Raw genomic sequence first — 23,264 nt, 5'->3', positions numbered from 1 at the left:
CACGTGTATAGCTTGCTGTTTTATATTGCATTTCACATCTTCAAATCGCTTTGGATAAAACCCTCCAGATTGAATGATGAACACATTTTTGAGTCTGCAGAACCGTGTTCCTATACTTCGAATATCGGTCCTCTGTTGAAAATATGCAAGTGATATTTTGATTTTTTTAGCAAAAGGACAACCGATCGTGACAACTGCTTACCGGATCATGATTGACCTTCCAGATTTGGGACAATCGAAATACTATTCACATGACTTTCCCAAAATTAAAGCAGTCTTTGCCCTGTTCATAGAGGATCTATGTCTTTACTTTAACCAGCTTCAAAATTGAGTCTCTATTCTTAAAATTAATTTAAATATAAAGACTTAACTTCATTTAAATATCCTATAAACCTTCTTCTCCCAATATCTCAAATTATCATCAGCTCAAGACGATGAAATATTTCTGTCAGCGATCAATTTTGACTTTATTTTTACTTATTAATCTGTATCCTTAAGCTGCTTTCTCGGGGGAGATATTTAAATGAAATTTACACAAATCGCGGCACTTTGTGCATTGGCTTCAACAGCAGCTTTCACTCAGGCAGCAGTTTGGCAAGATTTTAGTTTGTCAGCTTTATATGGTGAAAACTATAAAGCACCATTTGCAGCGGGTAATGAAAAAATTGATCAATCAACCATTACTGCTGAATATGCAGCTGGTTTAAAATATGGTGATATCTTCGCCTTTGCTGACCGTACCAATAATGACTTCGGTAATGAAACTTACTTCGAAGTTGCACCGCGTTTAAGTTTAGGTGCAGTCACTGGTCAAAAGCTTGAACTTGGCCCAATTAAAGACGTACTTATTGCCACTACTTGGGAGGGCAATAGCGGTGCGAGTGACTTTAATAACTACCTATACGGGATCGGTTTTGCACTTAATATTCCATATACTAGTTATGCAAATATTAATTTCTACAAAGCTGACAATGACTTGCAAAAAGATGATTATCAAATGACAATCACTTATGCAGTTCCATTTAAAATTGGTGGCGAAGAATTCCTGGCAGATGCTTTCCTGGACTGGTCAACCGCTGAAGGTCCTGATCACAAAAGCGAATTGAACTGGACTTCACAATACAAATGGAACGTTGGTAAGCATATCTCTCCTGAGACTAAACTTTACCTCGGTATTGAACATTCTATTTGGAATAACAAATTCGGTACTGACGTTGATCAACACGATGTCAGTGCATTGGTTAAATACCACTTCTAAGTTTTTAGAATGAATAAAGCAGGACTTCGGTTCTGCTTTTTTATTGCCTAAATTCAGGTTATGGTTAGATATTCTCTTTCTTTTTTGGCATCTGCTTATGAGCTTTATTATTCGTCCTGCTCAAATTCAAGATCTGGAACATCTACTCCCGATCTACAATGCTGAAATCTTATACGGAACCTCAACCTGGAATAGCACGCCAAAGACAATTCAGGATTTTCAGAACATGCTAAGTGAATTAAGTGCTCAGCAATTTCCTTTATTGGTGGCTGAACATTCAGCATCCAAGCAAATTGCAGGTTATGCGGATTATTCTACTTTTCGGCCCATTCAGGGCTTTAAACACACTGTTGAACATTCTGTCTTTCTTCATGCAGATTTTATCGGGCAAGGTCTGGGCAAAGCCCTGATGCTCAAGCTGATTGAACATGCGCGGCAAAATGCTATCCATGTTATGGTCGGTGCCATTGACCATGAAAATCAGGCATCGATTGCCTTACATGAGAAATTAGGCTTTAAACAAACCGGTTATATGCCGGAAGTGGGACAGAAATTTGGACAATGGCGCGATCTGGTATTGATGCAACTCAACCTGAATTAAACTAAAATATTTTATTTTTTATGTAAAACTTAATCTAATTAGATCAAGAATCTGTTAGAAAAATTGCGGATAGATAAAATTTTCTATTAAAACCAGAATAACGTCAGTTGAGTAAAAATTATGAATAAATGGCTTATCTTTATCAGTATTCTCCCTCTGAGTAGTTTTAGTTTCGCCAATTCAGACTTTGAAACTGAACTCCGATCCGAATGTGCCAAGGTGAAAAGCTATGCCAACTCGGGAAGAAAATTTTATGATCAGAAACAGTATCAAAATGCGCTAGGACAATTTCAACAGCAAGCTTCCTGGTCTGCCTTTTGTGCAATGCATAGTGAAAATAGCGGTGTATCTTTTTCCGAGAGTGCCATTGCCACTGCTTTTAATAATGTCGGCTTAAGCTATTTTAAATCAGGAAAGCCACAATGGGCACGTGCCTGGTTTTCAGTCTTTCCTCAAGCCAAAAGCAGTCAATTTAATTTAAAACAGCTTCCTCCCCCGCAAAAAACTCAAAACTTGGCAGGTATTTATATACAGCATGCTGGCTTCGGTCACTGGAATACCATTCAAGTCAAACAGATTAAAAATTCTTATCAGATTTATTTTAATGGCCTCTATATGGGACTAAATAGCATGATTTATGGTCCAAATATAGGTGAATTTGAAACCACAATACCCCTTAATAAAACCCAAACGACCTATCGATCAGATGACTGCAAAATTAACCTCAATTTTGCTTTTGATCCTAAACAGGGGCAGCAGGTGATTTTAAAACAGGACAGTGGCAGTTCAGGTTGTGGCTTTGGACATAATGTCTATGCAGATGGGCATTATTTAAAAGTTGAGTCCTAAATTGAGTTGTTAAAAAAGCCCGCGATTGCGGGCTTTTTAATAGATATTAGCAGCAAGTCATTTTAAACAACGATATCTGCCAGATTACCTTTCTGTTCCAGCCAGTCTTTACGGTCACTAGCACGTTTTTTGGCCAACAGTTTATCCAGTAAACCTGAAGTCAGGTGCACATCATCCAGATCCAGTTGCACCAGACGGCGAGTATTTGGATCCAAAGTGGTCTCACGGAGCTGGCTGGCATTCATCTCGCCTAAACCTTTGAATCGGGTGATCTGCGGATTCTTGGTTTTACATTTTTTCAGGATGCCTTCCAGTTCATCTTCATCCAGTGCATAGTGCACATCTTTAGCATCATCAATACGGAATAGTGGTGGCATCGCTACAAACAGATGCCCTTCTTCGACCAGAATCGGGAAGTGTTTTACAAACAGCGCACATAACAAAGTCGCGATATGTAGACCATCCGAGTCGGCATCGGCAAGAATACAGATCTTGCCATAGCGTAGTTCAGACAGGTCATCTGAACCTGGATCGACGCCAATCGCGATTGCAATGTTATGAACTTCCTGAGAGGCCAGCACTTCATCCGAAGAGACTTCCCAGGTATTTAAAATTTTTCCGCGAATTGGCATGATCGCCTGGAAATTCTTATCCCGTGCCTGCTTGGCTGAACCACCCGCAGAGTCCCCTTCCACAATAAACAGTTCAGACTGATCCAGATCATGTCCCACACAATCTGAAAGTTTCCCAGGTAAAGTCGGACCAGCGACAATTTTCTTACGTTCAACTTTCTTGGCCGCTTTTAGACGGCGACCCGCTTTGGAAATGGCCATTTCTGCCAGTTGCATAGCGATGTCTGAATTCTGGTTTAACCATAGCGCAAACGCATCTTTGGCAATATTCTGTACAATACCTGAAGCTTCACGGCTGGATAAACGTTCCTTGGTCTGACCAGAGAATTGTGGCTCCTGGAATTTCAGTGACAGGATGTAGTTCACCCCGTCCCAGACATCTTCTGCAGACAGTTTCATATTACGCGGCAACAGGTTACGCAGTTCACAGAACTCACGCATGGCATCGGTCACGCCTGAACGTAAGCCATTCACGTGAGTACCACCTTGTGCGGTTGGAATCAGGTTGACGTATGATTCCTGAATACTTTCTCCACCTTCCACATTCCAGCAGATAGCAAATTCTGCACTGGCACGCTCAGCATCACCTGTCGCCACAAACGCAGGGGCTGGAATGATTTCACGGTCTTCCAGCTCATCCATCAAATAGTCAACCAGACCATTTTCAAACTGCCAGGTGATCTTTTCATCATTGATCTGGTCGATATAGTTAATTTGCAGACCAGCAGCCAATACCGCTTTGGCTTTTAAGTTATGTTTTAGGGCTTTAAGCGCAAATTTTGGAGAATCGAAATATTTGGTTTCTGGCCAGAAATGAACAGTTGTCCCTGTGGCACGTTTCGGTGCCTTACCTTCTAGCACTTCTAACGGTGCAGTCGGTTCACCATTTTCAAAGGCCATTTTATACAGGTTACCATGACGCTGAACTTCAACTTCTACGCGGCTAGAAAGCGCGTTGACGACCGAGATCCCTACGCCATGCAGACCGCCAGAAAATTGATAGTTATCAGTACTGAACTTACCACCGGCATGCAGTTTGGTCAGGATAATTTCAATCCCGCTCTGACCATATTCCGGATGAATATCAACCGGCATACCACGGCCATTATCTTCAACTGATAATGAACCATCCTTATACACCGTGACCGTGACTTTATTGGCATGTCCCGCCAGTGCCTCATCGACCGCATTATCAATCACTTCCTGCGCCAAGTGGTTTGGACGAGAGGTATCGGTATACATGCCCGGACGACGACGCACCGGATCTAGACCAGATAAAACTTCAAGAGATTGAGCCGTATATTGAGACACGTTATTCGGTTTCCTTTTTTATGCAGTCGGATAAAAACTGTAAGAGCAGCGGAATTTTCTCCGCAAAATCATCCATGCCATGGCTGCCATTGGCCTCGGTCATCAGCAGTGCAGGTGGACGAACTGAACTATAATAGCGATGTGCTTCACGATAATCCAAAACTTCATCGCCTTGTTGTAACAGCACTAATATTTTGTCTGCATCTTGTGCAGTTGGTAGGGCCATGGCTTCGAGCTGGTCAAGATCTGCTTCATTCAGGCACCAGTTCGGATGAACCTGCAGGGGCAATTCATCATCAAACAGTTCACGAAATAGCTGCCATGGTCGCATTGCCGGATTGATCAGTACAGCCGGCACATGCGCTTGAGCGACCAAATATGTCGCATAGAATCCCCCAAGGCTACTGCCAACCAATGCCACCTGATCCAGCGACTGTATCAATTTAGCAATCTTCTGAATTGCAGCCATCGGCGGCATATTTAAATCGGGTAAATGCACCTGAATATCCGGGTACTTGGCACAGTATTGTTCCAATAACTGGCCTTTAATCGAGTTGCTACTACTCTTGAACCCATGCAGGTAAATGATATTCATCGGCAATCAATAAAAAACAAACAAAATGTCAAAATTTAATTTAAAAGTGTGAAATACACTTCATTTTATAACCACTTAATTGCTTAAATTGTCTGACAAAAAAGCCTTTAATGTTATGCAATTCTCGCTATTTTAAGAGTATTCCGAATAAATTGAGAATCAAGAATACTGAAAAAAGAATTTATACCGCGAAGTGCTCAAAAAAGAAAGATGTCTACGGCTCATATAAAGGATAGGATCAAATGCCAAGTTTAACGCCATTGCATGAAACCTATTGTCGATGGGACCGAACTCCGCTTAGCCAGGCAGATGTCCTGGAAGGCCTGGCACAATTGGTCACCATGCGCTTTAGTGATGTAGTACAGGAGCTGATTAAATCGATTCAGCGCGAAATTTTAATGAGCGTATTCGGGCTGAGTGAAAAAAATTCCAAAACTTTCCAGAATATTCCTTATATCGTACGTCTGTATCAAATGTCTTATGACATGATCTTTCATTATGGCAATACCCTGATCGCGCCTGGACTGCGCCGCATTATTGAAAGATTTCCCAAATTACATAATAAACCCCTGACCCCGACCATGCATTTTATGGTCAGTGCCCTGAACGGGATTATTGGCGATTATCTGCTGAAATATCAGAATCCTCTCGCCTTGCCGATGCTTATTTACGATCATTATGGTTCTCTGCAACAAGGTGAGCTAACCGGACGCATTACCCTATTTGTGCATGGTCTGTGCATGAACCATCTGGACTGGTCAACTCGTAAATACCCGGGTATTGGGGAAAAATTGCTGGCTCAGCGCGACCATAACACCATGCTGTACCTGAACTATAATACCGGACGCCGCATTTCAGCCAATGGCCGCAGTCTGGCCAATACCTTGCAAGATCTGGTCAAACGTAATCCGGGAATTACCAGTATTGATCTGATCGGACACAGTATGGGCGGTCTGGTGTCACGCAGTGCCCTATTCTATGGCAAACAGAATGTCTATGACTGGATTCCGATGGTGGAAAATCTGGTCTGTCTAGGTTCACCGCATCATGGTGCGGTATTGGAACGTTTTGGTTTTAGCTTGCAGGAAAAAATTGGACATTTTCCTTTAGTGAAAATTGTGGGAAATGTGGTGAATATTCGCAGTAACGGGATTCTGGACTTACGTCATGGCAGTGTCCGGGATGATGACTGGGAATATAATCCGGTACGGATTGGCTTTATGGACGATAACCGTAAACCTGCACCGATTCCTGCGCATATCGATGCCTATCTGGTGGCAGGTACGATCGAGTTTGAACACCATACCAACAAAACGCTTAATGTGATCGGCGATTATCTGGTCAGTGTCAAAAGTGCCTTGGGCGAACATCCCCATCCGCGTTTTGACCTGAAAGTACCTGATGCGCATAAGGCGATTTTCTATGGCCTAAATCATTTTGAAATTCAGTATCATCCACTGGTAGCTGAACAGATTGTGCGCTGGTTCTATCCAAGTGTGGAAGATGAAGCCTATACGCAAATTCATGAATATGTGACCGATCTGGACAGTATTGAAGGCATTGCCCTGACCTGATCGAAGGTAAAAAATTTGGTTCGCCTCTAAGAGAGTAATAAAAAAAGCCAGTCTGTAGACTGGCTTTTTTTGATTCAGATTTTGAAAATCAGTATTTATCTCTTAGACGTTTGACGGGCGCAGTCTGATATTTGCGAAATAACTGCCACAGGCTGATCAGCGATAAGATACTGAAGAACACCAATGACCAGACCGGTAAAGATTGCCCCAGGAACGTCCAATCAATGGCGGCACATTCACCTGAACCGTTTAATACCTGCTGTAATACCGATTTCATCGGCAAAGTTTCCAGCCAGTAATCCAGACCTGGGCCACAGCTCGGCACTCGATCTGGGGGCAGATTCTGTAACCAGACATGCCGTGCAGCGACACCGACTGACCATAAGATACTGAGCGAGCCTAAGAAAGCATAACCACGCTTCATGGCATTGGATTTCGGATTATGCAGCAAAGCAATCAGGGAAATAATCCCCAATCCGATTAATCCGATTCGTTGAAACACACACAATGGGCAAGGGTTCAGGCCCTGTCCATGCTCAAGATATAAAGCAAATGCCATCCCGGCAACAGATGCCAAAAACAATACACCACTCACGAAGCGATAACCCCATTGCATGGTTAATCCTCTTATTTATTATCGATATTGGGCTAAATATTCAGTAAAACTGATCGTGTTATCTTGCTCGAGCTGCTGTTGTTGCTGCAATGACTTTTGTGACAATTCATTGAAATATTTAAGTGTTTCTTTGCTTAATCGATGTGATTCATAGAGATTGCTATGCTGATGGGCCAAATGCTGGCCAAACTGCCACATGCTGCTGTGGCTACGAATATCTCCGACAATCAGGGCTGACAAGGTCGCATCAACTTCATCGACACGGATCTGCATGGCTTGCATAGCATTGCTATATAGATCAGTTTCATAAGCCTGATCGAGCAATTGAGCCAGTGGCTGCATACGTTGCAAATGTAAATTACACCAGTCTTCAATCATATAGCGCTGGTCATTTTCCATAATCGCAGCGTTATAGGCACGGCCACGATTGACCACTTCTGCCTGATTCTGGTCAATGATTTCCTGTTCCGCATCCAGTAGCGCCGGGCTGTCTTGCAATAAGCAGTACAGCGCCACTACTTCCAGGAAGCCGGCAGTATCTTCATTGATCCCGATCGCGCTATACGGATTGACATCGACAGCACGCAGCTCGACATAGCCAATCCCGCGATTTTGCAAGGCTTGCGATGGAGTTTCACCCTCTTGAGGTACCTGCTTTGGACGCACCAGACTGTAGTATTCATTTTCAATCTGTAGCACATGGTCATTGATCTGAATTGGCTGACCATTGGCATCATCCAGACCCAGACGGGTAAACTGTTTATATGGTGTTTTAACCGCTTTTTGCAAACCTTCCAGATAATCCTGCAGATTATTGTAGTGAATACCCAGCTGTTTCTGCGCTGAATTCTGGTAGCCAAAGCGTCCCATCCGTAATGCAGTCGAATAAGGCGTATATAAAGTACCGCGTACCAGCGGGAATAAGTGGTGATCGCGTCCGGTCATAAAACACTGGCAAACGGCTGGACTGGCACCAACCAAAAAAATTACCAGTGGCGTCAAACGAATAAAGTTACGGATCAGCCCCATATAACGATGGCTGCGATAATCCTGCAGACTTAAAGCGCGCAGCTCTTCATCAGTTTCCTGTTCCTGGAGTGCTATAAAGAAATGATCCGGGAAAGACAGATTATAGTGAACCCCGGAAATGGTCTGCATACGACGGCCATAACGCACGCCTAAACCATGACGATACAGCGTTTTAAATAAACCAATATTGGAGCTGCCATATTGCGCTAGCGGGATATTTTCATCCTTGCTGTCGAGCATACATGGCATGGACATCGGCCAGAGCTTTTCATCATTTTTCAGATGACGATGTACAAAGGCATGAATGTCGGTCAAATAGTTTAATGCCTCAGTAATACTCTCTTTCGGTGGAGTAATAAACTCCATCAAGGCTTCAGAATAATCGGTCGTAATATGCGGATGTGTCAGAGCTGAACCTAAGGCATGAGGATGCGGTTCCTGCGACAGGAAACCATTGCTTTGCATACGCAAGCTCTCACGCTCGATACCGCGCAGCATTCCTTGGATGAGCGACGAATCTACCCATTCCGGTAATACATCATGGGCAGTCGATTCAGGTTGACTCATTACAATCTCGCTTAATGGGGGTAACTATTAAAATAGAATCATCGGTTTAGCTTAGTATACCGCGATTTCCAGACAGCACATGCTGCCCTGCCTAGTTTTCAAGCAAACCATTGATTTTTAGTTGGGCAAATTTTTAACACAAAGTTTCTCTATAAGACATGTGAAATTTGTGATTTTATTGAAAAATAAATGCTAATAAATTGTAAACAATATGAATTATCAAGATATTTTAGACTTTTGGTTTAGTCCTGAGACTCAACCCAACTGGTTTGCCAAAAGTGACCGGTTCGACCAAAGTTTGAAGGAAAAATTTGGCGGTATTCTGGAACAGGCGAGTAAAGCTGAACTGTGGTCATGGCGCAAGAATGCTGACGGCCGTCTGGCAGAAATCCTTGTTCTGGACCAGTTTTCACGCAATATTTTTCGGGATACGCCGCGTGCTTTTACCCAGGACAGTCTGGCTTTGGCACTGGCTCAGGAAGCCATCAGCCAGGGTCTGGACAAGCAGCTGAGCCCGGAGCAACGTTCCTTCCTTTATATGCCTTTCATGCATAGCGAATCTAAATTAATCCATGAATTTGCGCTAAAATTATTTCAGCGCCTCGGCAATCCAGAAAATCTCGAATATGAAATCAAGCATAAAATCATTATTGATCGTTTCGGACGCTACCCACATCGCAACCAGATTCTGGGCCGTGAATCCACCGAGGAAGAATTGAGTTTCCTGACCCAGCCAGATAGCAGCTTCTAGAGGTCTGTAACTTGCTGGATCATCCTATCAGGAGAACGAAGATGAAAAAAACCGTCATTGCCCTGACCCTTGCGACGACTGCCCTGCTTTCTGGCTGTGCAACGACACCGTCCAAGCCGCTGACCTTTGACCAGCTCGGCCAGTACAGCACCACTCCGCTGAACGCCAACACCTACCGCATCAGTTTTCAGGCGCGACCTAATATGAGTTTCGGTACGGCCGAAGAAATCACCCTGCTGAAAGCTGCTCAAACTACGGTACAAAATGGCTTCCAGTTTTTCCGGGTACTGAACGATCCTAGTAACCGTACCCAGCAACCACCGCGTCAGGCAATTGTTTATCCGGCGCCTAGCGTCTATCCATACGGCTATTATCGTCCTTATGGTTATTACCGCCGTTATCCGGGATTCTGGCCCGATCCATTCTATGATCAGCCCTATACTGTCACTTTAGATCCTGCTCAAGTGGCTTATACCATTGAGTGCTTTAAAGCCGGTCAGGAACCGAAAGATGCCTTTGATGCCCGCTTGATTTTACAATCACTTGGCGCTAAATATGGAGTAAGTCCATCCGGCCAAGTACTCCAACCACAGCCAGCCACGCCTCAATAACAGGATGATTTATGCAGAAAGAGCAGCCGTCACCGAGCTTACAACGCAGTAAACGTTTTGCGACCATTGCACTGGTCGTCGCAGTACTGGCTTGGCTGGCGCTGATGATTACTGCCAAACTGCTGCCTGAATATGTCTGGCTGATTCATATCCTGATGCTCTCCGCCGAAGCGGGTGTAGTCGGTGGTCTGGCAGACTGGTATGCGATTACCGTGCTGTTCCGTAATCCTTTTGGCCGGTTGCCGATTCCAAAATTTTTACGTGATCATACTGAAATTATTCCCCGCAACAAGGCTCGGATTGCCGAATCCATGGGCCGTTTTGTGCAGGAAAATTTCCTTTCTCCGCAAATTGTGCAGCGCAGTCTGGCTAGTACGGACTTAAGTCTGGCTGCCGGCCGCTGGCTGGCCAATCCGCAGAATAATGCTCAAGTCACACAAGTGATTCAGCAGACCGTACCTAAAGTATTTGAATTTGTCGGGCAGGAACAGATCGCCGGATTTATTCAGAGCAACAGTGTGCAATGGGTCAAAAATACCCAAATCAATACCTTGGCCAGCGAAATGTTACGCGCTGTTTTAGAAAATGATTTTCATCAGGATGTGCTGCAACGTGGCCTGGATGTGGTGCATGCCTGGATGACTTCACATCCGGAACAGACCCGTGAGCTGACCCGCACTTTATTCAAGGAAATGGGCGTCTGGCGTCTGGCCAAAGGCGCGAGCTGGATCGGCATTGATGTGCAGCAACGCAGTATCGATTTAGTAATTCAGCGGGTGGAAGCCATGCTGGCAGATCCCGACCATCCTTGGCGGCTTAAAATTGAAGAAACTGCTCAAGAACTGATGCAGCAATTGGCAGACTCTGAAAGTATGGCCAGCCAGCGACTGAATGAAACTAAAGATGCCCTGCTCGACAGTCCGCAAGTGTTAAATTTTATCAGTGGTGCAGTGGTCATTTTATGCGATGCCATCAAAGCGGATTTGCAAAAGTCGGATTCAGGGATTGCAGAGAATCTGCGAGTTGCCATTCAGCAAGTCGGTGAGAATATTATTTCAAATACCTCAGTGCGTGAGTTACTGAATAAACGTCTCAGTGGTATCGCTGTAGACTTAAGTGACCAGTACAGTGAGAAAGTGATTCGTTTTATCAGTGAACGTATTCATGAATGGGATTCGACCGAGATGATCGACAAGATTGAAAATGAAGTCGGTGGTGACCTGCATATGATCCGGGTTAATGGTGTCGTGGTCGGGGCCTGCATTGGTCTGATCCTTGGAATCATCCGTGCTGCAGTCGAACATCTGATTTAATTGGGTTTTAGCTAGAGAGCTTATCTGTTAGCGAATGCTTTTTACCTTCTAAAACTTCTTTCTTAATTCTCATTGATAGAAAACAATTATTTGGGTGGCTGATTTCCTGACATATCGACCAGCAATCCGGCAAATTTGCGTACAAAAGGCAAAAGCGTTACCACAATTGGAAAAGCAATTGTCCAGGAAATCATCCAGTTATGAAACCAGAGTGCCATAAAGCCCTCAATCCAGCCCAGATTACGCAGCATGTTAATCATGGAAATAATTCCACTCATCAGGCAGGACAGGATAAAAGGCACAATGACCAAGGCCCATTTGGCTGGAAGTTTGGGAATATTGCCGATAATGGTCGGGCGCTGTTTTGAATCCATGCTGACTCTTTTTATAGTTTCAATCAGGCTAATATAGGCCATTTTGATTGCTGGATGATTCATTTTTTATAGCAAAATTTGCAACTTATTTATTCTCCTCTTTCTCATGTGATCCTTCATTGATGACCGACCGAGGGATAAAAACCATAGGCTGCTAATCGTATATTTTTCATTCCCCATAAATGGTTTTACCTAAAGAGTCGGAAATTTGCTATATTTGCTGTTTTTCTGCGATATCTATTTTCGACTGATTATGAATACGGCAATCCAAGCAGCTCTCGATCATGCAGTGCAAACTTTACAGGCACAAAACGTACTCCCATCTGACTGGAACAATACAAGTAATTTGACGCGTACCAAAGACCGCAGCCACGGTGACTTTGCATCAAATATTGCCATGATCGCGTCTAAAGCTGCGGGTATGAAACCGCGTGATTTAGCAGAAAAAATCCTTGCTGCCCTGCCTGAAGTGGCGGATATCAGCAAGGCAGAAATTGCAGGCCCAGGCTTTATTAACTTCTTTTTAAATGCAGACCAGCGTTTTGCTGTACTGGATCAGATTCAGGCTCAACAGGCAACATATGGCCGCACCCAGGCTAATGCGGAAAAACGCGTTCAGGTTGAATTTGTGTCTGCGAACCCGACTTCTAGCCTGCACGTAGGTCATGGTCGTGGCGCTGCTTATGGTATGACTGTTGCAAATCTGCTTGAAGCGACAGGTGCCAAAGTTGACCGTGAATATTATGTTAACGATGCTGGCCGTCAGATGGATATTCTGGCGACTTCAACTTATCTGCGTTATTTAGAATTGACGGGTCAGGAACTGGTGTTCCCGAAAAATGCCTATCAAGGTGATTACGTTAAAGAAATCGCACAAAGCATTATTGATCAAGACGGCGATATCTATGTTCGCCCTGTTGCAGACGTTTATAAAGATGTCCCTGAGGATGTACAGTACGCTGCCGAACCGGATGCTGAAGGCAATAAAGTGGTTGTTTCAGGCGATAAAGAAAAACACATTGATGGCCTGATCTTCAACTCACAAACCTTATTAAATGAAGGTTACCGCGTCTTCCATCAGGCTGCATTAAAAGCCATTCTTGATGATATTAAAGATGACCTCGGTGAATTCGGAGTGACTTTCAATCAATGGTTTAGCGAAGCAACTTTGACTGAAAAAATTGGTGAAGCGCTACAAACTCTAGATCAGCGTGGCTTCCTGTATGAAAAAGATGGCAACATCTGGTTCAAGTCGACTGAATTTGGCGATGAAAAAGACCGCGTAGTGAAACGCCGTAATGGTCAAACCACTTATTTCGCGTCTGATATTGCGTATCACCTGAACAAATTACAACGTGGCTATACTGATATCATTGATATCTGGGGTTCAGACCACCACGGTTATATCGCACGTGTAAAAGCAGCGATTGATGCTCTGGGCTATGACTCGAAAAAACTGACTGTACTTCTGGTTCAGTTTGTCAGCCTGTGGCGTGGTGGCGAGATGGTACAGATGTCCTCTCGTTCAGGCCAGTTCGTGACTTTACGTGACCTGCGTAAAGAAGTCGGTAATGATGCAGCGCGTTTCTACTATGTCATGCGTAAATCTGAACAGCACATTGACTTCGACCTTGACCTTGCCGTATCTCAAAGCAAGGACAATGCCGTGTATTACATCCAGTATGCGCATGCGCGGATCTGCCGTATGTTAGAAAAGGCAGCCTCTACAGGCGTGAACTTTGATGCAGCCACTGCACGTGGTCTGGCAGCCAAACTTGAGCTGGAAGCGGAAACCGAAATTCTGGCAAAGCTGGCAGCTTATCCAGAGATTGTCGTTCGTGCTGCAAACAGCTATGAACCGCATCAGATTGGTAACTACCTGAAAGAGCTGGCTGCGCTGTTCCATGGCTGGTACAACGACAACAAGGTTCTGGGCGATGATGCAGAATTAACTCAGGCACGTTTATTGTTATCTGTAAATGTTCGCCAGGTGCTGCGTAACGGTCTGGAACTGCTTGGTGTATCTGCGCCTGAGTCAATGTAAAGCACTGCTTTTACATTGATGCAAGACGGAGAGCTCTGCTCGAAGTGAGCATGTAAGCAAAACACTGTTTTGCATGCTCGCAAGGCGAGAGCTGTGCTTGAAGTAAGCATGCTAGTCATTGCCGTTTATCTGCTGAATAAACATTTTATAACGTTAGCTATGTGCTTGAAGATGTAGATAAATTAAAATTCTGTGTGATTTGTGATCTAGATAATGACTTTTCTATCATGATCACATAGGATGAAGTTATAGTAGGGGCATAACTGCTGTTATGCCTTTTCTATTTGCCCCGATAAATAAGAGGAAATCCCAAGTGTTTGGAAAAACGCAGCGCGGTGTATCTGAAAGACCGAATAAGCCCCAAAAGCCACTTATTCCTACCTGGCTCGGCACACTCGTGATCATTTTAATCGTGTTAAGTTTTTTAATGGCACTCATGCTGTGGAAGCCATGGGAACCTGTTAAACCTAAAAACCAGGCTACGGCTGAGCATTCTCAAGAAGAAGATACCAATAAAGACTACCGTTTTTATGATCTGTTGCCACAGCAGCAAGTGACACCGATTCCTAAAGAGGCGGTTCCTGAAGCAAAAAATCAGGAAGCAGTGGTGATTGTAGAGGCACCAAGACCTGAAGTTGATGAATCAGAAACAGCAACTGAGCCAGGTCTGGATGCAACCGAAGCCCCAACTCCTGCTTCTGCAAGCTATATTTTACAAGTTCGTAGTTTTGATGACCCGGATCAGGCAGATGCCCGCCGTGCAGAAATTATTCTCAACGGTTTATCTGCAGATGTAGTCCGCAGCGTGGAAAATGGCAAGGTTTGGTATCGTGTCGTGTCTGGACCTTATGATTCAGCAGAATCTGCCATTATTGCACAGCAAACCTTACAGCACAGCGGTATCGATTCGATCGTGGTCAAACGATAAAGTTTAGAAAATAAAAAAGCGCCAGATGGCGCTTTTTTTTGGATCTTTTATCTCCTCCCTTTTTTAAAGGGAGGTTGGGAGGGATTTTAATTTTTTAACTCCCTCTTGCGAAGCAAGGTTTCTCACCTTTTTCAAAGGGAAAGAATCTAAGGGATATTTGTTATCATGAGATTCCCTCCTGAGCAAGCTTTGAAGCACTGCTTTGAATTGAAGCGCAAGAGGAGGAAATTAGAATATTTAATCCCCCTCAATCCCCCTTTTTCAAAGGGGGAAACAACACAACAGGAGATTAAAAGCTTTTTATAGGGTATGCCCCAACGCCTCACCCATCAATACGGTTGAATTAGCTTTAAACTTCTCATCCCATTGCATCTTGTTTTCTTCAAACAGAATAACAGCGGTTGAACCTAGGTAAAAACGGCCTAGCTCGGCACCTTTTTCTAAGAAAAGATTATGCTGGTTTAGCTCAATACGGCCAGAGGGTTTTACTTTGCCAGTCGCTACAGTTTCAATGCCAGCCACAATCATCGCGCCAACTAGAACCACTGCCATACGACCAAGTTCGGTATCAAACAGACATACCATACGTTCATTACGGGCAAACAGACCTGGAATATTTTCGGCTGTGGTCTGGTTGACCGAGAACAGTTCACCCGGTACATATAAAGTTTCAGTCAGAGTCCCGGCAAATGGCATATGAACACGGTGATAGTCACGTGGTGACAGATACACTGTCGCAAACTCACCATTCTTGAATGGTTCTGCCAGTTGCGGATCAGCAATCAGATTTTCAACAGTAAACTTCTGGCCTTTGGCCTGAAACACATCGCCATTTTCAATTTTACCCAGTTGGGAAATCGCGCCATCTGCCGGAGATACGATCGCAGTTGAATCAGCATCGACCGCACGCACCCCAGTTCTTAACCCACGAGTAAAGAAATCATTGAATGACTTGAACTTCAAGGCATTGGTCTGCTCAGCAATCGACATATCAATCCCGTATTTGGTCTTGAACGCTGCGATCACGGCTGTTTTTACCAGTGGATTTTCACTGGCTGCAATTTTTCCCACCACACGGGACAGGCGATGCTGTGGCACCACTTTTTGGGCCTGGATAAACAGTTGTTGTTTTAGACGCGATGTGATGCTCAAGATGGCACCTCTCCTGTAGCGATTGGACTATCGAGGCGGTTGCCCCATTCACTCCACGCACCATCATAGGCTCGAATATTCCAGCCGAATAAGCGCCCCAGAATATAAGCCAGACCTGAACGGTGATGGGACTGACAATACACCACAACCGGCTGATCCAGATCAAATCCCAGTTGTTCCAGACGCTGCTGAGTACGTGGTAAAGGATGTAATTTTAAATGATTTTGCCGGTTAAGGGCAGTACTCCACTCAAAATGACGTGCGCCCGGGATGTGACCGCCGCGTCGCGCAGCTAGACGCAAGCCAGTATATTCATCTTCTGTACGACAATCCCATACCTGAATTTTTTCATTTTCAATGAGCTGTTTTAATTCATCATAATCAATCTGAAACTCAGCCTTTCTTTCAAGATTGACTGGAACCAGATGATCGACAGGTGTAAATGTTTCCTGATCCGATGAAGTCGGTAGTCCCGCACCCAGCCAGGCATGGATGCCGCCATTGAGTAAACTGGTATTTTCAAAGCCCAAACAATGCAGGTTCCAGAGCAGACGCCCTGCCCACGCACCGCCTTCATCATCATAAGCCACGACATGATGGTCAGGAGAAATGTTCAGGTAACGAATTAAAGCTTCCAGCCCTTCTGCATCCGGTAACAGGCCCATGGCTGTTTCTTCCTGACGAACCAGCAGCTTGGGTTGCAGATGTAAGGCATGTGGAATATGCAATTGTTCATAAACCGACGCCCGGCTTAAATCAACAATTCGAAGTTTTTCATTTCCCAAATGTGGAACCAAATCTTCTGCTTCAATCAGCAGACCAAAGTCAAAGGCGGAAGCTGTCATCTTAGTAGTTGTCATTGCGGTCAAATCCTTTTGATCTTAGCACAGCTCATTTTTTCAATTATGTTGTTTTTATCTAGATCCTTAGCATAATTTTAGCTAAAGCTGATTTAAGAAAGACCATCATCCAAGAAAAAACCGCCTCATGATTGAAGCGGTTTTTTGAATAAAGCAGATATTTTTAGGCAGGTTCTGAGATATTGAACACCTGACGCAAATATGCCAGGAAAGTATCATTATCCGTCATGGTTTTTCCTGGGCTATCGGAAATTTTCGCGACTGACTGACGGTTACATTCCACCAGTTTCAGCACAATATTGAGTGGGGTTTGTCCCATGTCATTGGTCAAATTCGTTCCGATCCCAAAACTGACCTGGAAGCGATCTTTAAAGTATTGATGCAATTTCCAGGCTTTTTCCAGATTCAGGCCATCACTAAAAGTTAGCATTTTGGTTTTGCTGTCAATTTTCAGCTTTTTATAATGCGCATAAGCTTTGTCACCCCATTCATAGGGATCACCACTGTCATGACGCAAGCCATCAAACAGTTTCGCAAAGTACAGGTCAAAGTCACGCAGGAAAGCATCCATACCGACTACATCGGTTAAGGCAATTCCAAGGTCACCACGGTATTCTTGCACCCAGGTTTCCAGGGCGGCTTTCTGGAAATTACGCAGACGCACATCTAACGCCTGAAAGGCTTGCAGAAATTCATGCGCCATGGTGCCAATCGGGGTAATACCCAACTCTTTGGCTAAATACACATTACTGGTCCCACGGAACACGTGTGGTGCAGCTTTATTGAATTCTTCGACGACATGCTTTTGCCAATCAAAACTATAACGACGGCGGGTACCAAAGTCCGAGACCAGGAATGGCGGATCATTCGGATCCTGTGATGCATCGTATTGTTTCAGCAATTCGATTTTGGCCTTAAGACGGCGCTCACCTTCAGCCCGCACTTCGGGTGTACGGATGCGGCTGAAATACAGTTCATTCACAATGGCCAGTACAAAGATTTCAAACATCATTGCCTGAACCATGGGGCCTTCAATAGTAATATCCAGGCGGCCTTCATTGTCGATGGTGGCCTTAATAAAACGGCGTTTAAGCTGGAATAGTTCCAGATAATCCACAAAATCGCTTTTGATAAAACGCAGGCTGCGTAAATATTGTAATTCGTCTTCTTTAAATTTGAGCTGACACAGCAAATCCAGTTGGTGATTCAAATCATCCAGAATATCTGTCAGCGGATATTCTGTATCTTCCAGGTTGCGACAACGGAAATGATAGACACTATGCGTTTGCGGAAACTTATGTAATACCACTTGTAGCATGGTGAATTTATACAAGTCAGTATCTAACAAAGAGTGGATAATTGGAGCCATAACTAAGGAAAATATCGCTGTGCTTATCCCGCATTAAAGCATAAAAGTTTAAGCAATATTGCAGGATTTACGTACAGCTAGCTGAATTATCGACAAAAGTTCAAGAAAATAAACCGCTTCCCACACAGTTATTTGACTGCTTTCAGTCCGTTTTCCTGTTCCTTGATAATTTTCTGTAGCTGCTTTTCCTGACCGATCACCTTGGCAAATTCAGCTGTGGTTTTTTGCCCGGTTTTCTTGGCTTGGGCATCACAGTCAACCTGACGCAGCTGTTTGGCAATGGTAAATTCCATTTTAAATAAGGCACCCATCAAGGCCGTATTGCCACGGTTGTCCCGGGCGCAGCGGTCTGCCCCTTTGGCCAGTAAGGTGGTCACAATATCCTGATGGCCATAATAGGTCGCCATCATCAACGGGGTATAACCATCTTTATTGCGTACATCGACTGGAAAGCCGTGTTTTAAAAATTCATTGATCACTTCGCTATTGCCGATTTTAGCGGCAGCAAAAAACAGATCGATCAATTCCTGTTGTGAGGTCATCTGAACGCTTGCCACAGTTTTTGCAGGGGAGACATTCTTCACTTCAGCAGCAGTTGCGAATGCGGAGCTAAAGGCAAGAATACTGGCTAAAAATGCGTGTGGTAAAACTTTCATGATGAACTCCAACAGAAATCGAAAAGAAATTTAAGTCTTGAAAGACTTAATTAACCTGAGATGGAATGAAAAACGGAGTGCCTGTAAAACTCCCCCTAGGGTGCAGGAAAGGTTTGGAGTATTACAGGACTTTTTGGAGGTGATGCGCTATGCCCTAGTCACCAGTTCCTCAAGACCAATCGGGATTAGTCTTTTAATTTTGTAGCTTTGGCTTTAACGATAGCGATGTCACCATTGACAGCTTTAGTCATGCGCATACCGTAGTCCGCATCTGCCTTATAGAAGTAAGACAACATGATGTGCTTGGTTTCTGAATCTTTGACATTGCCCAGATCAGCCGCTAGGTTCATGATCAGGTCATCTTTCTCTTTGGCAGTATATGAACGGTACAAATCACCGGCTTGCTTGAAGTTTTGCTCTTTAGTACCGATCTGTTGCACATGACCAGTCAATGGCGTTTCAACTGCACGCGCTTTTTCAGTTGCCGGTTTTGGCTCTTTACGGCTTGGCTCGTAGTTCACATCAGAATCACGTTCAGACACATTCATGTGACCTTCCTGGTTATTGTTGTTCACATTCACCACAGGACGATTTACCGGAATTTGCTGATGGTTCGCACCTAGACGGTACATTTGTGTATCTGAATAAGAGAAGATACGGCCCTGTAACAGACGGTCTTCAGATGGTTCGATACCAGGAACCAAGTTACCTGGTGCAAATGCAGCCTGTTCAGTTTCATTGAAGAAATTCTTCGGCATACGGTTCAGCGTCAATGTACCGACTTTTACTTCTGGAACCAGGTTGGTTGGCCAGATTTTGGTTGGATCTAGCGGATCGAAATCAAAGCTGTTCAGATCTTTAGGATCAAGTACCTGAATATACAAATCCCATTTCGGGAAATTACCTGCATAGATGTTGTTATAAAGATCATTGGTCAAGTGATTGAAATCTTTACCTTGTTGTACAGCCGCTTCTTTGACGTTCAAGCCCTTCACACCCTGTTTAGAGCGGAAGTTGAATTTCACGTACTTGTATTCGCCTTTGTCGTTATACAGTTTGTAGGCATGTACACCGAAACCGTCCTGTTCGCGGTAGCTGGTTGGGACACCTTGCTTGCCATAAACATAAGTCAGCATGTTGGTTGCCCAAGGCTGGCTAGACAGGAAGTCAAATACACGGTTGGCATCTTGTACGTTGGTGACCGGGCTTGGTTTCATCGCATGGATGAAATCCGGGAATTTGATCGCATCACGGATAAAGAAAACTGGCGTCTGGTTACCGACTAAGTCCCAGTTACCTTCCTGAGTATAGAATTTGATGGCGAAACCATGAGGGTCACGTAGGGTTTCTGGTGAACCTTTACCATGAATAACGGTAGACATACGCACAAAAACTGGAGTTTTGGTACCGGCCTTGAATAAAGAAGCAATTGTTAAATCAGACAGATCTTTAGTCGTAACGAATTCACCATAAGCCCCTGTACCACGTGCGTGTACTACACGTTCAGGAATGCGCTCACGGCCAAAACGTTGCAGTTTTTGAACCAGTTGCACATCTTGCAGCAAAGTTGGACCTTGTAGACCCGCAGTGATCGAGTTCTGGTTATCACCGACTGGTGCCCCGTTATCTTTGGTTAATGGCGCAGCTTGGGCAGCTGTCACCGTTGCAAGCATTGCAACAAGTAATGAACGCTTAAACATTTCTAAATCTCTCAATTTAATACCTTTCCTGCATGCAGCTAAGATACTTGAGAGCAAAAAATAGATAAAACAGATAATTTTTATGATTACGATCGTGTTTTTAGATAGTTTAAAATATTATCAATGATAATCAATAAATTAAGCTCGTTTTTTAGATATTAACTTAATAATAGATGAGTCTGATCTTGCTACAATGGCGGCAATTTTGAATCTGACTGAAATTGATTATGCGTGCATTATTACAACGGGTACTGGAAGCCAAAGTCGTGGTCGATGGTGAAACCACCGGAGAAATTGGCAAAGGTATTTTGGTTTTTCTGGGTCTGGGTAAAGAAGACAATCTGGAAAAAGGCAAAAAACTGATTGATAAGATATTGAAATATCGCTTCTTTGATGATGAACAAGGCAAGATGGGCTGGAATGTCAGTCAGGCCAGTGGCGGTTTACTGCTGGTGTCTCAATTTACCTTGATGGCGCAAACTCAAAAAGGCTTACGTCCGGATTTTGGTCCCGCCATGCCGCCAAGCGATGCCAAGGCCCTGTATGAACAGCTGGTTGAATATGCGCAGAGCCAGTTCGAAAATGTACAAACCGGTATTTTTGCGGCCGATATGAAAGTGCATCTGGTCAATGATGGGCCTGTGACTTTTAATCTGGAAGTTGAATAAACTGTCATTGTTCCAGAATGAAAAAAGCCCTCTAAATGAGGGCTTTTTTCCTACACTCTTAGAGAGTGGTAATATATTTTGCTCGGATCATTATATCTGCTGGAATATCTTGAACTAACATAACCGTAAGGGATTGTTGCCCTTTTTGTGAGGCAGTCTGATTCTCTTCAAGAACCGCATTGATGTCACTTGGATTTAAGGTATACATTGCGCCTGTCGCAGGATCAACAATCAATAATCCAATCAAGCCACCAAAAATAATATTTGCGATATACCAGCCATTCACTGTGCCAGTAACTTGAACTGTTTTAGTCTGGAATCCTTCTTTTTTAAAAGTTACATCGTAAGCTGCTGGTTTAAAAAATCCATTCCCACGCTTAAGTGTCACTGTTGCAGGCGTAACGCCAGTATGTACTTTTTCACCAGATTTATTTGCAATAGAAATTGATGCTTGTTCAGGAACGGACTTAAATGTCAGGGTCTGAGTTGATCCTGAAATAATACTCGCACAACCTGTCATGGTTAACGATGTAGCAATTAAACTTGCTGTAATTAATTTTTTCATAAAAATACCCCCTAAAAATAAAGGGGGTACTTTACAGTAGAAAAATGATTATTCAATAAGCCTTTAGACTACTTACCAGTTTTCTCTTTAATAAACTGGCGTGCCATTTTCACTTTTTCTTTGACCGGTTTTGGCAGTTTAGGTGGAATCATTTTCGCAACTTGGTTAAACCAGACCAGCAGACCAAAATCGCCTTCCATTTTAATCGTGCCACTTTGCATACCGGTCATGAATGCAGTCGGATCACCTTTAAGCAACGTTTTTACACCCTGTTCGCTATCAGCAAATTGCAGCACAAAATCAGCTTTTTCTGCATCACCTGAAACGGTATCAATATGACCATTATTCACAACGATCTGACGTGCCATTCCCTCATCTGTTCCGATCTGGATACGGAACTGGCGTTCATGTACCAGTTCAATAAATTTCGGACTGGTACGCGCTAACTGCTTCATACGTAATGCAAGACCTGCGACCAGCAAATCAAGTGGATCAGTACTGAGGTCAACCAGAGGAAGTTTGAGCACAGGAATGGAGGACAGTTTCATGGAATTATGCCTATTCTAATTGTACGAAAATTGACAAATATCCTAGCATAGATCAAAGCCAGGCAGATGCAGGACTTTGTATCATATTTCTAAACGAAAAATGCACCCGCAGGTGCATTATTTCGCTGATATTAGAGAACTTAACGGCTAGACAGCTGCTGCTGGTCATCTTCATACACTGGTGTATGTTCGATATAACGGCGTTTAGCCAAAGCACGCTCTGCACGTCGATCTTCACGCAATAACAGTAAGGTCACTACGACCATCACGGCCGTTAAAGCTGTCAGATAGCTATATGTCATCGGGAGCTCAAACAAGGCTTGAGTACCTACTCGAATCACTTCGATCAGGCCCCAGGCTAGCATTCCCGCAGCCATAAAACTTAACCAGCGACGATAAGGCGAGAAGAAAACAGCAAGCACAGCCGCGGCGACTAAACTAAAGCCTACGAGAGTTGCTAGATTCGCTGTTACCATATAAACCCCTCCATCCAAAAGGATAGTGTGTATGCTTGATATTGCAACCGTCCTACCTATTGAATTTCGTTAAATCAATAAAATGGAATGTGTTGATTTGTATCTCTATGCATGCATTATGCTGAGTTTTTTGCATAAAAAAAGTCCTGTTTTCTCCCCTTACGACATACTTTGTCGCGATATTATTTTGTCATTACATTTTTTATTTTCACAGTAT

The 23,264-nt window shown here is 43.8% G+C and carries 23 protein-coding genes; 10 read left to right on the top strand and 13 right to left on the bottom strand.

What is annotated here, in order from left to right:
• The first annotated feature begins 523 nt into the window (after positions 1-523).
• From B3143_RS01370 to B3143_RS01360, 3 genes are all read left to right on the top strand, one after another.
• On the top strand, positions 524-1,258 hold the full coding sequence (locus B3143_RS01370) for an outer membrane protein OmpK (protein WP_004781448.1): 735 nt from the start codon (positions 524-526) through the stop codon (positions 1,256-1,258).
• 97 nt (positions 1,259-1,355) lie between these two features.
• Positions 1,356-1,859 (top strand): GNAT family N-acetyltransferase, encoded by a 504-nt coding sequence (locus B3143_RS01365; RefSeq protein WP_286739276.1) that lies wholly within the window; start codon positions 1,356-1,358, stop codon positions 1,857-1,859.
• 120 nt (positions 1,860-1,979) lie between these two features.
• Positions 1,980-2,708, top strand: a complete 729-nt coding sequence (locus B3143_RS01360; protein ID WP_286739274.1) for a hypothetical protein — start codon at positions 1,980-1,982, stop codon at positions 2,706-2,708.
• A gap of 62 nt (positions 2,709-2,770) precedes the next feature.
• Here the strand turns inward: B3143_RS01360 and parE are convergent, their stop codons facing one another.
• Together parE and B3143_RS01350 are read right to left on the bottom strand one after the other, a co-directional pair.
• Positions 2,771-4,651, bottom strand: a complete 1,881-nt coding sequence (parE, locus tag B3143_RS01355; protein ID WP_166137506.1) for a DNA topoisomerase IV subunit B — start codon at positions 4,649-4,651, stop codon at positions 2,771-2,773.
• A 1-nt stretch (position 4,652) separates the two neighbouring features.
• The gene (locus B3143_RS01350) at positions 4,653-5,246 is read right to left on the bottom strand and encodes a YqiA/YcfP family alpha/beta fold hydrolase (RefSeq protein WP_286739272.1); all 594 of its coding nucleotides are present in this window, start codon (positions 5,244-5,246) and stop codon (positions 4,653-4,655) included.
• A gap of 242 nt (positions 5,247-5,488) precedes the next feature.
• On the opposite strand from B3143_RS01350, the gene B3143_RS01345 reads away from it, so the two are divergent.
• Positions 5,489-6,820 carry an alpha/beta hydrolase gene (locus tag B3143_RS01345; RefSeq protein ID WP_286739271.1) on the top strand — a complete coding sequence of 444 codons (1,332 nt, stop codon included), beginning with the start codon at positions 5,489-5,491 and terminating at the stop codon, positions 6,818-6,820.
• A gap of 88 nt (positions 6,821-6,908) precedes the next feature.
• Here the strand turns inward: B3143_RS01345 and B3143_RS01340 are convergent, their stop codons facing one another.
• Together B3143_RS01340 and gshA are read right to left on the bottom strand one after the other, a co-directional pair.
• Positions 6,909-7,436 (bottom strand): disulfide bond formation protein B, encoded by a 528-nt coding sequence (locus B3143_RS01340; protein WP_286739270.1) that lies wholly within the window; start codon positions 7,434-7,436, stop codon positions 6,909-6,911.
• An 18-nt stretch (positions 7,437-7,454) separates the two neighbouring features.
• Positions 7,455-9,032: a glutamate--cysteine ligase gene (gshA, locus tag B3143_RS01335; protein ID WP_286739268.1), complete on the bottom strand. Its 1,578-nt coding sequence runs from the start codon at positions 9,030-9,032 to the stop codon at positions 7,455-7,457.
• A 211-nt stretch (positions 9,033-9,243) separates the two neighbouring features.
• Between gshA and B3143_RS01330 the strand changes: the two genes are divergently transcribed.
• Genes B3143_RS01330 through B3143_RS01320 form a run of 3 tightly spaced genes read left to right on the top strand, consistent with a single transcriptional unit; the run spans position 9,244 to position 11,707 of the window.
• Positions 9,244-9,783, top strand: coding sequence for a DUF924 family protein (locus B3143_RS01330; protein WP_286739267.1), 540 nt, complete (start codon positions 9,244-9,246; stop codon positions 9,781-9,783).
• A 41-nt stretch (positions 9,784-9,824) separates the two neighbouring features.
• Positions 9,825-10,394: a CC0125/CC1285 family lipoprotein gene (locus tag B3143_RS01325; protein ID WP_286739265.1), complete on the top strand. Its 570-nt coding sequence runs from the start codon at positions 9,825-9,827 to the stop codon at positions 10,392-10,394.
• An 11-nt stretch (positions 10,395-10,405) separates the two neighbouring features.
• Positions 10,406-11,707 carry a DUF445 domain-containing protein gene (locus B3143_RS01320; protein ID WP_286739263.1) on the top strand — a complete coding sequence of 434 codons (1,302 nt, stop codon included), beginning with the start codon at positions 10,406-10,408 and terminating at the stop codon, positions 11,705-11,707.
• A gap of 86 nt (positions 11,708-11,793) precedes the next feature.
• Here the strand turns inward: B3143_RS01320 and B3143_RS01315 are convergent, their stop codons facing one another.
• Positions 11,794-12,081 carry a DUF2798 domain-containing protein gene (locus B3143_RS01315; RefSeq protein ID WP_286739261.1) on the bottom strand — a complete coding sequence of 96 codons (288 nt, stop codon included), beginning with the start codon at positions 12,079-12,081 and terminating at the stop codon, positions 11,794-11,796.
• 253 nt (positions 12,082-12,334) lie between these two features.
• Between B3143_RS01315 and argS the strand changes: the two genes are divergently transcribed.
• Together argS and B3143_RS01305 are read left to right on the top strand one after the other, a co-directional pair.
• Positions 12,335-14,125 carry an arginine--tRNA ligase gene (gene argS, locus B3143_RS01310; protein WP_166137525.1) on the top strand — a complete coding sequence of 597 codons (1,791 nt, stop codon included), beginning with the start codon at positions 12,335-12,337 and terminating at the stop codon, positions 14,123-14,125.
• Positions 14,126-14,438: 313 nt separating this feature from the next.
• The gene (locus B3143_RS01305; protein ID WP_286739259.1) at positions 14,439-15,053 is read left to right on the top strand and encodes an SPOR domain-containing protein; all 615 of its coding nucleotides are present in this window, start codon (positions 14,439-14,441) and stop codon (positions 15,051-15,053) included.
• A gap of 300 nt (positions 15,054-15,353) precedes the next feature.
• Here the strand turns inward: B3143_RS01305 and asd are convergent, their stop codons facing one another.
• The 5 genes from asd to B3143_RS01280 form a co-directional block, all read right to left on the bottom strand.
• Positions 15,354-16,205: an archaetidylserine decarboxylase gene (asd, locus tag B3143_RS01300; protein ID WP_180031968.1), complete on the bottom strand. Its 852-nt coding sequence runs from the start codon at positions 16,203-16,205 to the stop codon at positions 15,354-15,356.
• Entirely contained in the window at positions 16,202-17,050 is an 849-nt protein-coding gene (locus tag B3143_RS01295) for a sulfurtransferase (protein WP_286739289.1), read from the bottom strand. Before B3143_RS01295 ends, asd begins: the two co-directional genes overlap by 4 nt.
• 178 nt (positions 17,051-17,228) lie before the next feature.
• Positions 17,229-18,434, bottom strand: coding sequence for a nicotinate phosphoribosyltransferase (gene pncB, locus B3143_RS01290; protein ID WP_262735790.1), 1,206 nt, complete (start codon positions 18,432-18,434; stop codon positions 17,229-17,231).
• Positions 18,435-18,562: 128 nt separating this feature from the next.
• The gene (locus tag B3143_RS01285) at positions 18,563-19,090 is read right to left on the bottom strand and encodes an ankyrin repeat domain-containing protein (protein ID WP_286739255.1); all 528 of its coding nucleotides are present in this window, start codon (positions 19,088-19,090) and stop codon (positions 18,563-18,565) included.
• A gap of 185 nt (positions 19,091-19,275) precedes the next feature.
• Entirely contained in the window at positions 19,276-20,790 is a 1,515-nt protein-coding gene (locus B3143_RS01280; protein ID WP_286739254.1) for a catalase, read from the bottom strand.
• Positions 20,791-21,017: 227 nt separating this feature from the next.
• Between B3143_RS01280 and dtd the strand changes: the two genes are divergently transcribed.
• Complete coding sequence (dtd, locus tag B3143_RS01275) at positions 21,018-21,458, top strand: D-aminoacyl-tRNA deacylase (protein ID WP_286739252.1); 441 nt, start codon at positions 21,018-21,020, stop codon at positions 21,456-21,458.
• Between the two features lie 58 nt (positions 21,459-21,516).
• On the opposite strand, the gene B3143_RS01270 is transcribed toward dtd, so the two are convergent.
• From B3143_RS01270 to aciT, 3 genes are all read right to left on the bottom strand, one after another.
• Positions 21,517-22,023, bottom strand: coding sequence for a hypothetical protein (locus tag B3143_RS01270; RefSeq protein WP_180178858.1), 507 nt, complete (start codon positions 22,021-22,023; stop codon positions 21,517-21,519).
• A 68-nt stretch (positions 22,024-22,091) separates the two neighbouring features.
• Entirely contained in the window at positions 22,092-22,571 is a 480-nt protein-coding gene (locus B3143_RS01265) for an SCP2 sterol-binding domain-containing protein (protein WP_004281258.1), read from the bottom strand.
• 140 nt (positions 22,572-22,711) lie between these two features.
• Positions 22,712-23,047, bottom strand: coding sequence for a ciprofloxacin tolerance protein AciT (gene aciT, locus B3143_RS01260; protein WP_034703185.1), 336 nt, complete (start codon positions 23,045-23,047; stop codon positions 22,712-22,714).
• Positions 23,048-23,264 lie beyond the last annotated feature (217 nt).

The sequence above is a fragment of the Acinetobacter sp. UBA1496 genome (assembly GCF_002324975.1).
In the GTDB taxonomy this organism is placed as follows: domain Bacteria; phylum Pseudomonadota; class Gammaproteobacteria; order Pseudomonadales; family Moraxellaceae; genus Acinetobacter; species Acinetobacter variabilis.
This window is presented reverse-complemented; position numbering and strand designations above follow the sequence as displayed.

Bases quoted from the DNA above. Each gene is read 5' to 3' on its own strand.
- B3143_RS01370 (WP_004781448.1), top strand. From the start codon at position 524: ATGAAATTTACACAAATCGCGGCACTTTGTGCATTGGCTTCAACAGCA.
- B3143_RS01365 (WP_286739276.1), top strand. From the start codon at position 1,356: ATGAGCTTTATTATTCGTCCTGCTCAAATTCAAGATCTGGAACATCTA.
- B3143_RS01360 (WP_286739274.1), top strand. From the start codon at position 1,980: ATGAATAAATGGCTTATCTTTATCAGTATTCTCCCTCTGAGTAGTTTT.
- B3143_RS01350 (WP_286739272.1), bottom strand. From the start codon at position 5,246: ATGAATATCATTTACCTGCATGGGTTCAAGAGTAGTAGCAACTCGATT.
- B3143_RS01345 (WP_286739271.1), top strand. From the start codon at position 5,489: ATGCCAAGTTTAACGCCATTGCATGAAACCTATTGTCGATGGGACCGA.
- B3143_RS01340 (WP_286739270.1), bottom strand. From the start codon at position 7,436: ATGCAATGGGGTTATCGCTTCGTGAGTGGTGTATTGTTTTTGGCATCT.
- gshA (WP_286739268.1), bottom strand. From the start codon at position 9,032: ATGAGTCAACCTGAATCGACTGCCCATGATGTATTACCGGAATGGGTA.
- B3143_RS01330 (WP_286739267.1), top strand. From the start codon at position 9,244: ATGAATTATCAAGATATTTTAGACTTTTGGTTTAGTCCTGAGACTCAA.
- B3143_RS01325 (WP_286739265.1), top strand. From the start codon at position 9,825: ATGAAAAAAACCGTCATTGCCCTGACCCTTGCGACGACTGCCCTGCTT.
- B3143_RS01320 (WP_286739263.1), top strand. From the start codon at position 10,406: ATGCAGAAAGAGCAGCCGTCACCGAGCTTACAACGCAGTAAACGTTTT.
- B3143_RS01315 (WP_286739261.1), bottom strand. From the start codon at position 12,081: ATGGATTCAAAACAGCGCCCGACCATTATCGGCAATATTCCCAAACTT.
- argS (WP_166137525.1), top strand. From the start codon at position 12,335: ATGAATACGGCAATCCAAGCAGCTCTCGATCATGCAGTGCAAACTTTA.
- B3143_RS01295 (WP_286739289.1), bottom strand. From the start codon at position 17,050: ATGACAGCTTCCGCCTTTGACTTTGGTCTGCTGATTGAAGCAGAAGAT.
- pncB (WP_262735790.1), bottom strand. From the start codon at position 18,434: ATGGCTCCAATTATCCACTCTTTGTTAGATACTGACTTGTATAAATTC.
- B3143_RS01285 (WP_286739255.1), bottom strand. From the start codon at position 19,090: ATGAAAGTTTTACCACACGCATTTTTAGCCAGTATTCTTGCCTTTAGC.
- B3143_RS01280 (WP_286739254.1), bottom strand. From the start codon at position 20,790: ATGTTTAAGCGTTCATTACTTGTTGCAATGCTTGCAACGGTGACAGCT.
- dtd (WP_286739252.1), top strand. From the start codon at position 21,018: ATGCGTGCATTATTACAACGGGTACTGGAAGCCAAAGTCGTGGTCGAT.
- B3143_RS01270 (WP_180178858.1), bottom strand. From the start codon at position 22,023: ATGAAAAAATTAATTACAGCAAGTTTAATTGCTACATCGTTAACCATG.
- B3143_RS01265 (WP_004281258.1), bottom strand. From the start codon at position 22,571: ATGAAACTGTCCTCCATTCCTGTGCTCAAACTTCCTCTGGTTGACCTC.
- aciT (WP_034703185.1), bottom strand. From the start codon at position 23,047: ATGGTAACAGCGAATCTAGCAACTCTCGTAGGCTTTAGTTTAGTCGCC.